General features: G+C 72.4%; 8 protein-coding genes and 1 tRNA gene. 2 read left to right on the top strand and 7 right to left on the bottom strand.

Translation table 11 applies throughout. From position 1 onward, the window contains the following. Positions 1–481 precede the first annotated feature (481 nt). Both ACYVDA_RS19100 and ACYVDA_RS19095 read right to left on the bottom strand, forming a co-directional pair. Positions 482–570, bottom strand: a tRNA-Leu gene (locus ACYVDA_RS19100). Between the two features lie 50 nt (positions 571–620). Further along, entirely contained in the window at positions 621–2,090 is a 1,470-nt protein-coding gene (locus ACYVDA_RS19095; RefSeq protein ID WP_460820088.1) for a GuaB1 family IMP dehydrogenase-related protein, read from the bottom strand. On the opposite strand from ACYVDA_RS19095, the gene galK reads away from it, so the two are divergent. Further along, complete coding sequence (galK, locus tag ACYVDA_RS19090) at positions 2,071–3,231, top strand: galactokinase (protein WP_460820087.1); 1,161 nt, start codon at positions 2,071–2,073, stop codon at positions 3,229–3,231. The two genes, ACYVDA_RS19095 and galK, sit on opposite strands and share 20 nt — an antisense overlap. Here the strand turns inward: galK and ACYVDA_RS19085 are convergent. The 4 genes from ACYVDA_RS19085 to ACYVDA_RS19070 form a co-directional block, all read right to left on the bottom strand. Then, a complete protein-coding gene (locus ACYVDA_RS19085) occupies positions 3,228–4,538 on the bottom strand; it encodes a DUF2252 domain-containing protein (RefSeq protein WP_460820086.1) in 1,311 nt (436 codons plus the stop codon). The two genes, galK and ACYVDA_RS19085, sit on opposite strands and share 4 nt — an antisense overlap. A 140-nt stretch (positions 4,539–4,678) precedes the next feature. Next, positions 4,679–5,302 carry a hypothetical protein gene (locus ACYVDA_RS19080; RefSeq protein ID WP_460820085.1) on the bottom strand — a complete coding sequence of 208 codons (624 nt, stop codon included), beginning with the start codon at positions 5,300–5,302 and terminating at the stop codon, positions 4,679–4,681. A 158-nt stretch (positions 5,303–5,460) separates the two neighbouring features. Beyond that, positions 5,461–6,678, bottom strand: a complete 1,218-nt coding sequence (locus tag ACYVDA_RS19075) for an acyl-CoA dehydrogenase family protein (RefSeq protein WP_460820084.1) — start codon at positions 6,676–6,678, stop codon at positions 5,461–5,463. A 54-nt stretch (positions 6,679–6,732) separates the two neighbouring features. Then, a complete protein-coding gene (locus ACYVDA_RS19070) occupies positions 6,733–8,121 on the bottom strand; it encodes an acyl-CoA dehydrogenase family protein (protein WP_460820083.1) in 1,389 nt (462 codons plus the stop codon). A gap of 89 nt (positions 8,122–8,210) precedes the next feature. On the opposite strand from ACYVDA_RS19070, the gene def reads away from it, so the two are divergent. Beyond that, a complete protein-coding gene (gene def / locus ACYVDA_RS19065) occupies positions 8,211–8,843 on the top strand; it encodes a peptide deformylase (protein WP_460820082.1) in 633 nt (210 codons plus the stop codon). Here the strand turns inward: def and ACYVDA_RS19060 are convergent. Beyond that, on the bottom strand, positions 8,792–10,297 hold the full coding sequence (locus tag ACYVDA_RS19060; RefSeq protein ID WP_460820080.1) for a PAS domain-containing sensor histidine kinase: 1,506 nt from the start codon (positions 10,295–10,297) through the stop codon (positions 8,792–8,794). The two genes, def and ACYVDA_RS19060, sit on opposite strands and share 52 nt — an antisense overlap. Positions 10,298–10,344 lie beyond the last annotated feature (47 nt).

The following is a 10,344-nucleotide window of genomic DNA, read 5'->3' as shown; positions in this document are numbered from 1 at the left end:
TGGAGAAGCTCGGCCACACCGTGGTCATCGACCCCGCGGCCTGACAACCACCGGCAACTGCATCGTCGGGCTCCGCCCGACGGCGCTGACGCGCGCCCCGGTACAGGTGATTCACGGGTCTGTGTCCCTCTCGTTCTTCAACTGTCTGTTGTCGCGCTGAGGGGACCAACGCTGCGTTGCTTGGGTGGGCTGCTTGCTGCTACGAAGCCGGATCGACAGGTCATTCGTGTGTGGCTCTGGCAGTGGTTCTCGACTCTTGAGTCGGATCGTATTCAGGGTCTGCACCCACCCATTCGCGGCGCCATGGGCACGGCATGCGTCGCGCGGCGGGCGAACTCGCTCACGACCGGCAGACCTGCCCGTGGAGCCTCGCCCGCCAACTCCGTAAGGCCTCTTGTGACCAATGTGTGACCACGAGGGCGTTTGGCCTGGACGTGACAGAACCCGCAGGCCTCTGGCCTGCGGGTTCTTGTCATGTTGCTGGTGTCCGAGGGGGGACTTGAACCCCCACCCTCTAATACGAGGACTAGCACCTCAAGCTAGCGCGTCTGCCTATTCCGCCACCCGGACGAGCGAGTGAACAGTAGCAAGACCTGGTCCTGGTCACCGAATCGGGGTACTCACCACCCCGCGGGCAGCGGCCGCCCCTCGGCGAAGCCGGCAGCGGACTGGACGCCCACCAGGGCGCGGTCGGCGAGCTCGGCGAGCGAGTGGGCGCCGGCGTACGTCGCCGCGGACCGTACGCCGGAGCAGATCTCGTCGACCAGGTCCTCCACACCGGGCCTCGCGGGGTCCAGGAACATCCGCGAGGAGGAGATCCCCTCCTCGTAGAGCCCCTTGCGCGCGCGGTCGAAGGCGCTGTCGGTCGAGGTGCGGTTGGCCACCGCGCGGGCCGAGGCCATCCCGAAGCTCTCCTTGTACGCCCGCCCGTCGGCGCCGACGTGGAGGTCGCCGGGCGACTCGTGGGTGCCGGCGAACCAGGAGCCGACCATCACCTGCGAGGCGCCTGCGGCCAGGGCGAGGGCGACGTCGCGCGGGTGGCGCACTCCCCCGTCGGCCCACACGTGCTTGCCGTGCTCGCGGGCCGCCTCGGCGCACTCGAGCACCGCGCTGAACTGCGGGCGCCCGACGCCGGTCATCATCCGGGTCGTGCACATCGCGCCGGGGCCGACGCCGACCTTGACGATGTCGGCACCGGCCTCGACGAGGTCGTGCACGCCCTCGGCCGAGACCACGTTGCCGGCCACCACGGGTACGCCGGGGTCCACCGAGCGCACGGCGGCCAGCGCCTCGACCATCCGCTCCTGGTGCCCGTGGGCGGTGTCGACGACCAGGCAGTCCACGCCGAGCTCGAGGAGGCGGCGTGCCTTGCCTGCGACGTCGCCGTTGACGCCGATGGCCGCGGCGACCCGCAGACGGCCCCGGGCGTCGAGCGCGGGGGCGTAGATGGTGGAGCGCAGCGCGCCGATCCGGGTCAGCACGCCCACGAGCGCGCCGTCGTCGTCGACGGCCGGGGCCAGCCGGTGCCGGGAGCCGTGGAGGACGTCGAACGCCTCGCGCGGTCCCATCGAGGACTTCAGCGTGACCATGTCGCTGGTCATCACGTCGGCCAGGCGGGTGAAGCGGTCCACGCTGGTGCAGTCACCCTCGGTGACCACGCCGACGGGGCGGCCGTCCTCGACCACGACGGCGCCGCGGTGGGCGCGCTTGGGCAGCAGCGCCAGCGCGTCGCTGACGGTGTCCTGGGGGCTCAGGGTGATCGGGGTCTCGAAGACCGGGTGCCGCTCCTTGACCCAGCCCACGACCTCGGCGACCACGTCGAGCGGGATGTCCTGGGGGATCACGCTGAGGCCGCCGCGCCGTGCGATCGTCTCGGCCATCCGGCGGCCCGAGACGGCCGTCATGTTCGCGACGACGATCGGGACCGTCGTACCCGTGCCGTCGCCGCCGGATCCGCCCGGGGCGCCGTCCGGGCCCGCCTGGGACAGGTCGACGTCGTAGCGCGAGGCCACCGAGGACCGACGCGGCACCATGAACACGTCGTCGTAGGTCAGGTCATAGGGTGGCCGGGTGTCGGAGAGGAATCGCACGGTCGCCGAATCTACCCGCCCCGCCTCACCCACGGGGACGGCGGCGGGGCCCGTTCCCGGCTCCGTCACCGGGATCGCGCCGGGCCGGGTCAACCTGATCGGCGAGCACGTCGACTACAACGGCGGCCGCTGCCTGCCGATGGCCCTGACCCAGACCACCGCGGCCACGGTGACCCCGCGCGAGGACGACGTCGTCCGCGTGGTCAGCGGCGACCGCCGCTGGGAGGGCGACCTCGCGGGGCTGGCGCAGGCCGACCCGTGGGCGCTCTACGTCACCGGCGTGCTCCTCGCGCTCGAGGTCGACCGCGGCGTCGACGTCGACATCACCTCTACCGTCCCGATCGGCGCCGGGCTGTCCAGCTCCGCCGCGCTCGAGTGCAGCGTCGCGGTCGGCCTCGACCGGGCGCTGGACCTCGGCAGGTCGCGCGACGACCTGCTGGCCGCGTGCGTGCGGGCCGAGCAGGAGCACGTCGGAGCGCCGACGGGCGGGCTCGACCAGGCCGTCGCGATGCACGCGGAGCCCGGCCACGCCCTGCTGGTCGACTTCGCGACCGGCCGTCGCGAGCAGGTGCCCTTCGACCCGGCGGCCCACGGCCTGGGGATCCTGGTCATCGACACCCGGGTCAGCCACGCGCTCACCGACGGCGGCTACGGCTCGCGTCGCGACGAGGCCTGGGAGGCCGCGCGCCTGCTCGGGGTCAGCCACCTGGCCGAGGCCACGCCGGGCCACCTCTACCGCGAGGACCTGCCCGAGCCCCTGGCCCGCCGCGCGTGGCACGTGGTCAGCGAGGTCCAGCGGGTCGACGACCTCGTCACCGCCCTGCACGCCGACGACTGGTCGGCGATCGGGCCGCTGCTGGACGCCTCGCACGCCTCCCTGCGCCACGACTACGAGGTGTCCTGCGAGGAGCTCGACGTCGCCGTCGAGACCGCCCGCGAGGCCGGCGCCCTGGGTGCCCGGATGACCGGCGGTGGCTTCGGGGGCTCGGCCATCGCGCTGGTGCCCCTCGAGCGGCTCGCGGCCGTCCGCTCGGCCGTGACGCTGGCGTTCACCAAGCAGGGGTGGGCCGAGCCGGCGTACATCGACGCCGAGCCCGGGCCCGGGGCACACGTGGGCTCCCCCGCCTCGACCGAGGCCTAGGTCGCCGCGACGCCGATCCGGCCGCCGCGGAACGCCTCGACGAACAGGGCGTGGTCGGCCCGCACGGTCTGGGCGTACTCCAGCGCGAACTCCACGAGGTGGTCGGCGAACTCGCGCCGGCGGCCCTCGAGGCTGGTGACGATCGCGTCCTCGACCTGGAACTCCACCAGGTCCTGGTCGCTGTCGGCGTCGGAGCTGCAGTGCACCTTGGCGGTCGCGCGGCCCAGCAGCCCGACCACCTCGGCCATGTCCTCGGGCTCGGTGATGTTGTCCCAGTCCAGGTCGACCTCGTACGGCGAGATCTCGCTGATCACGTAGCCGACGCCGTCCATCTCGGTGTAGCCCAGCAGCGGGTCGGTGTGCACCTGGAGCGCGCGCTGGCTCACGACCGTGCGGTGCCCCTCGTGGTCGAAGTACTTCGCGATGGACTCGTTGTCGACGAACCGGCTCACCGCCGGGACGTTGGCCTGCTTCATCGACAGCACGACGTCGTTGTCCAGGGCCTGGCTGTAGCCCTCGACCAGCAGGTTGTACGCCGGGAGGCCGGCGCTGCCGATGCCGAAGCCCGACTTGCCGACGGCGTCGCGCAGGTCGTAGAACAACTCGCGGTCGAAGCGCTTGGAGACCGGGATCGTGTCGAGGTACGCCGCGAACGCGTGCTCCACGGCCGCGCGCTCCTTCGCCGGGAGGTGCCGGATGCTGGCGTCCCCGGTGAAGACCCGCGTGCCGTCCTCCACGTGGGTGATGTCGTCGAGCAGGTCCGCGCGACGGATCGAGCGGGCGCTGACCAGCGCCTCGAGGATCGGCCCCTCGGTGTTGTCCAGGTGCAGGGCGAAGTCCTCGTCGTCGTCGCTGCCGGCGTAGGAGTCGACCTGGCTGAGGTAGGCCCGCAGGTAGCGCCGGACCAGCGACTCGACGTCCCTCTCCGGAAGGGCCTTCTGCCACCCCAGCAGGGCCAGGCTGGCCGCGAACCGGCGCAGGTCCCAGGTGAAGTGACCGATGTAGGCCTCGTCGAAGTCGTTGATGTCGAAGATCAGCCGACCGTCGGAGTTCAGGTAGGTGCCGAAGTTCTCCACGTGCAGGTCGCCGTGGATCCAGATCGCGCCGCTCTGCTCGTCGACCCAGGGGTCCTTCGCGGCGCTCTGGTCGGCGTAGAACAGGCACGCCGAGCCGCGGTAGAACGCGTGCGGGCTGACCGCCATCTTGCGGTACTTGCCCCGGAAGGCGTGCGGGTCGGCCTTCATGAGCGGGCTGAAGGCGTCCTGGAAGACCTCCACGATGAGGCCGGTGCGCTCAGAGTCGTTCACCCGTTCACCCTGCCATGCCGCTCACCCCTGCGGGTGGGAGCCGGGGCTCCAGGGGGACCGACTGTTCCCCGGCTAACCGGGGAACAGTCGCCTCCTCGGCCGAACGTTCAGCCGACAAGGTCACCTTGTGGCCGACAACCTCACGGCCTCGGGGGCGGTGGGCGGAGGCCGACCGAGCGGAGCTCGAGACTGGCCAGACGCCCGACGACGTCGCGGTCGCCTCGCCGCCACGCCCCCGCCGGGTCGTCGTCGAGCTTGGCGAGCACGTGCAGCGGCTGGTGGGCCATCGCCCGCAGCGCGAACAGGTCGAGGTCGGCGCCGGAGTCGAGGAAGCGGCGACCGGCCGTGGCTCGGCGTACGAAGGCGAGGCGGGGTGGCAGGTAGGCCCACAGCAGCAGGATCGGCACCAGCGCGACCACCAGGCCGAGCCAGTGCGCGAGCAACTCGACGGCCTGCACCTGCGCGCGGCCGGCGCCGGCCAGGCCCTCGGCGGCCGAGCCCGCGCCTTCGAACGGCTTGCGCACGCCGTCGCCGACCAGCGGGATGCCGCTGACCGTGCGGCCCGCGTCCTCGAGCCGACGCGCGAGGTCGGTGGCGGAGGAGTCGATCCGGGTGCCCGGTCCTCGCAGCTCCAGGGTCGCCGAGCGCACGCGCCCGGCGAGAGTGATCCAGAGCCAGGTCCACAGCACGACCCCGACGTCCCCGACGATCTGCAGGGCGCGGCGGGCCGGGAGGTCGGCGTACAACTTCAGGGGGAGCCTCATGGCCGCCCCGTGCCCGTACGCCGACCTCCCGAACCCCCGCGGCGACGCCTCGTCACGGGCCGAGTCCCCCGGACCTTGTCGGGCAAACAGTCGGCTCCTCGGGCGAACGTTTGCCCGAGGAGGTGACTGTTCCCCGGCTAGCCGGGGAAACGACGGCCCTACTTCAGCTCGGCCGAGGACAGCCCCAGCACCCGGCGGGCGACGATCAGCTGCTGGATCTGCTGGGTGCCCTCGAAGATGTCGAGGATCTTGGAGTCGCGGCCCCACTTCTCCAGGAGCTCGGTCTCGCTGTAGCCGAAGGTGCCGGCGAGCTCGACGCAGCGCAGGGTGACGTCGGAGCCCATCCGGCCGGCCTTGGCCTTGGCCATCGAGGCCTCCTTGGAGTTGGGCAGCCGGTTGTCGGCCATCCACGCGGACTGCAGGGTGAGCAGGTACGCCGCCTCCCAGTCCGCCTCGAGCTGGAGGAAGGTCGCGGCGGCCGCGGACTGGTTCAGCGCGGGGCGGTCGTAGTCGACCTCGACGCCGGACTCCTTGAGGATGTCGCGGGTCAGGTCGAGCGAGGCGCGGGCGCAGCCCAGGGCCATCGCGGCGACCAGCGGGCGGGTGTTGTCGAAGGTCGCCATGGCGCCGGCGAAGCCCTGCTTGGGGTCGACGTCGGCGTTGCCCAGGAGGTCCTCGGCGGGCACGCGGCAGTTGTCGAAGATGATCACCGCGGTGTCGGAGGCCCGGATGCCGAGCTTGTGCTCGAGGCGCTCGACGCGCATGCCCGGGTTGTCCTTGCGGACCACGAAGGACTTGATCGCGGCGCGGCCCAGGTCGCGGTCCAGGGTCGCCCAGACGACGACGCTGTCGGCGCGGTCGCCGGAGGTGACGTAGATCTTCTCGCCGTTGATGACGTACTCGTCACCGTCCTTGGTGGCGGTGGTCTTGATGCTGCCGGAGTCCGACCCGACGCCGGGCTCGGTGATGGCCATGGCGGCCCAGGTGCCGGCGTACCGCTCCAGCTGCTCGTCGGTCGCGACCGAGGCGATCGCGGAGTTGCCCAGACCCTGGCGCGGCATCGACAGCAGCAGGCCGACGTCGCCCCAGCACATCTCGAGCACCGACAGCACGGAGGCGAGGTTGGCGCCGTTGCGGTTGCCCTTCTTCTCCTTGTCGGGCGTCTCGCTGCGTCGTACGCCGGACGCGCCGGCGCCGCCGCTGGCACCGGACTCGCTGATGCCGTCGATCATCGCGGCCAGCATGTCGAGCTCCTTGGGGTAGGAGTGCTCGGCCTCGTCGTACTTGCGGGAGATGGGGCGCAGCATGTTCATCGCGACCTGGTGGGCCTGGTCGACGAGGGGGCGGACCTTCTTGGGGGTCTCGAGGTTGATCATCGTGGTTCTCCTGGGGCTGGGGTCGGTCGAGGGGGCGGGAGGGTGGGCGGTCGCTCAGACGAGGACCGCGCCCTCCATCACGCCGACGGCGCGCAGGTCGCGGTACCACCGCTCGACCGGGTGCTCCTTGACGAAGCCGTGGCCGCCGAGGAGCTGGACGCCGTCGAGGCCGATCTGCATCCCGCGCTCGGCGCACAGCCGGCGGGCCAGCGCGATCTCGCGGTCGGCGGACTTGCCCTGGGCGACGCGGCTGGCCGCGCGCCAGGTCAGCAGCCGCATGCCCTGGGACTCGATGGCGATGTTGGCGACCATGAAGGCGACCGACTGGCGGTGCGCGATCGGCTCGCCGAACGCCTCGCGCTCCTTGACGTAGGGGGTGACGTAGTCGAGCACGGCCTGAGCGGTGCCCACGGCCAGGGCGCACCAGGCCAGCCGCGAGAGGCGCACGCACTCGGCGTAGTCGTCGGCGTCGCCGAGCAGCGCGATCGCCTCGACCTCGACGTCGGTGAGCAGCAGCCTGGACAGGCTGGCGGCCCGCAGACCCATGGACGGGTCGGACTCGATCGTGACGCCGTCGGCCTTGGACTCGACCAGGAACAGCTGCGGCTTCCCGTCCAGCTCGGCGCCGACGACGAACAGCTCGGCCTGGGCGCCGCGCACGACGCCGGACTTGACGCCGTTCAGGACGTAGCTGCTCCCCCGCTTCACCGCGATGGTGGCCGGGGAGAGCGGGTCGAACAGGGCGGTGGGCTCGGCCAGCGCCAGGGCCGCGGCGGGCACCTCGTCACCGGTGAAGGCCGGGAGGTAGGTCGACTGCTGCTCGTCGGTGCCCCACAGCGAGAGCGCGGTGGCGACGGCGCCGGGCGCCAGCGCGGCGACGGCCAGGCCCATGTCGCCGTGGCCCAGGGCCTCGTGGACCAGGGTGCCGGTGACGGCCGAGCGCTCGGTGGCGATGCCGCCGAGCTCCTCGGGGACGCCGAGGATCGGCAGCCCGATGTCGAGGGTGGCCTTGAGGACGTCCTCGGGGGCCTCGCAGGTCTCGTTGGCGTCGGCGGCGGCCGGCCGGACGACCTCGGCGGCGAACTCCTTCACCACGTCGGCGATCATCTGCTCGTCCTCGGACGGCGTCAGGTCGAACAGGCCGGTGTTCTGCGCGGTGGGCACCCGGTTGCCGCGGGTGGCCTTCCCGGCGCGGGAGAACGTGCGACCGACGGTGCCGGCCGTGCGGAAGCCCGCGCTGGTCACCCGGTAGACGCTGCGCTCGCTGGTCTTGCGCAGGCCCAGCTTGTCCACGAGCTCGCTGGAGGCCAGCTTGTTCAGGGCCGCCACGGCGAGCCCGATCGGGTCGCGCTGCTCGCTGTCGGAGAGCCCGTGACGCCCGCCGGCCCGGAGCAGGGTCCAGGGCAGACGCTGGGGCGCGGTCTTGTCGGTGTTGGTCGCCATGACACCGAATGTAACTCGGAGTTACACATTGCGCCACAACCCGTCCACGTGGCGCGGGTCACCCGTGGTGGACGCCTAGAATCGCCCCCATGCCTGAGCGAGAGTCAGCCCGTGCGTCGGCCCCCGTCTCCCCCACGTCCGTCGAGCTCCCCACCGGCGGCTCGGTGCGACCGGTCACCCGGTGGGGCGAGACCGTGATGCACCGCCCCGCGCGACCGGTGACGGCGTACGACGAGGAGCTCCGCGCGCTGGTCGCCGACATGGTGGCCACGATGTACGCCGCCGACGGCGTCGGCCTGGCCGCCTGCCAGGTCGGGACCGACCTCGCCGTCTTCGTCTTCGACTGCCCCGACGCCGACGGGGTCCTGCACCGCGGGGTCGTGTGCAACCCGGTCGTGCACCTGCCCGAGGGTCGCGAGCGTCGCCTCGACGACGACGACGAGGGGTGCCTGTCCTACCCGGGCGCGTTCGTGGAGTGCGCGCGTCCCGACCGCGCCCGCGTGACCGGACAGGGCGTGGACGGCGAGGACGTGACCTACGAGGGCGACGGGCTGCTGGCCCGCTGCCTCCAGCACGAGACCGACCACACGCAGGGCACCGTCTTCGGCGACCGGCTCAACAACAGGTCGCGCAAGCGGCTGCGCAAGCAGATGGAGTCCGCGGCGGAGGACTACCCGCTCGGCTGGCCGGCCGCGGTGCCGGAGGAGCCCGCCGCGGGCTGAGACCGGTCGCCGGCCTGGCCCTTCACCGGGGCGGGCAGCTCGATCGTGACGCTGGTGCCCCTCCCGAGCTCACTGCGGACCAGCACCGACCCGTCCTGCTGGCGCACCAGGTCGCGCACGCTGGTCAGGCCGAGGCCGGTGCCGCCGTCCGCGGTGGCCAGGCGGCCCCGCTGGAAGCTGTCCAGGATCGTGGCGACGTCGTCGGCGTGGATGCCGCGGCCGCGGTCCTCCACCGTGAAGGCGGTGCGGCCCGGGGCTGGGGCGTCGAAGGTGACCTCGACCGGTGTGCCGGCCTCGCTGTACTTGACGGCGTTGACCACGAGGTTGGTCAGCACCCGGTGCAGGGCCCCGCTGTCGGCCAGCGCGGGCGCGGGGCCCGGTGCGACGTGCACGCGACCCGAGCCGTACGCCGGGGCCAGGTCGTCCACGACCCCGCGGGCCACCTCGGCCACGTCCAGCGGCTCCAGCGTGAGGTCGGCGTGCGTGCGCCGCTCCTGGGCGAAGTGCACCAGCCCGTCGACCATCCCCATCAGGCGCTCGGTGTTGGCCTGGATCCGGTCGACGAGGTACTCCTGCGTGTCGGGATCGGCGTCGCGCAGCGCCTCGGCGAAGCCGTTGATCGCGGTCACCGGGGTGCGGAAGTCGTGCCGGAAGCCGGCGTAGAACGCGTCCTGGGCGTCCTCGAGCGCCTTGACGTCGCTGCGGTCGCGGGTGACCTTGGCGAACCCGGTCAGGTGGCCGTCCTCGTCGTGGAGCGCGGTGATCAGCGCCTCGCCCCAGAACCGCGACCCGTCCTTGCGCACACGCCAGCCCCGGTGCTCGACGCGTCCGTTCCGACGGGCCTGCTCGAGCAGGCGCTCGGGCAGCCCGGCCTCGCGGTCCGCCGCGGTGTAGAAGATCGAGAAGTCCTGACCGATGGCCTCCTCGGCGGTGTAGCCCTTGACCCGCTCGGCCCCGAGGTTCCAGGTCTCGATGGTGCCCGTCGGGCCGAGCGCGATGATCGCGTAGTCGGCCACCTGCCCGACCAGAAGCCGCAGCCGCTCCTCGCTCGCCCGCAGGCGCACCTCGAGGTCGTGCTGCTCGGTGAGGTCGCGGGTCACCTTGGCGAAGCCGGTGAGGCGGCCGGACTCGTCACGCAGCGCGGTGAGGACGACGTCGGCCCAGAACCGGGAGCCGTCGCGGCGCATCCGCCAGCCGACGTGCTCGACGCGGCCCTTGTCGCGGGCCGTGGCCAGCAGGCGCCACGGCAGGCCGTCGGCGCGGTCGGCCTCGGTGTAGAAGACCTCGAAGCTGCGGCCCACGGCCTCCTCGGCGGTGTAGCCCTTGACCCGCTCGGCCCCGAGGTTCCAGGTGCGGATCGTGCCGTCGGGGTCGAGCCGGATGATGGCGTAGTCCGCCACCTGCGACACGAGCTCCTCGACGGGCCCCAACCGGCCCCCGACCTCGTCCTCCACGACGGGCAGGATAGAGGGTCGCGTGGTCGCGAGGGGTGCGTTCCGGG

This window comes from Nocardioides korecus, from assembly GCF_054778395.1.
The sequence above is the reverse complement of the archived record's forward strand: the minus strand, read 5'-3'. Positions and strand labels throughout refer to the sequence as shown.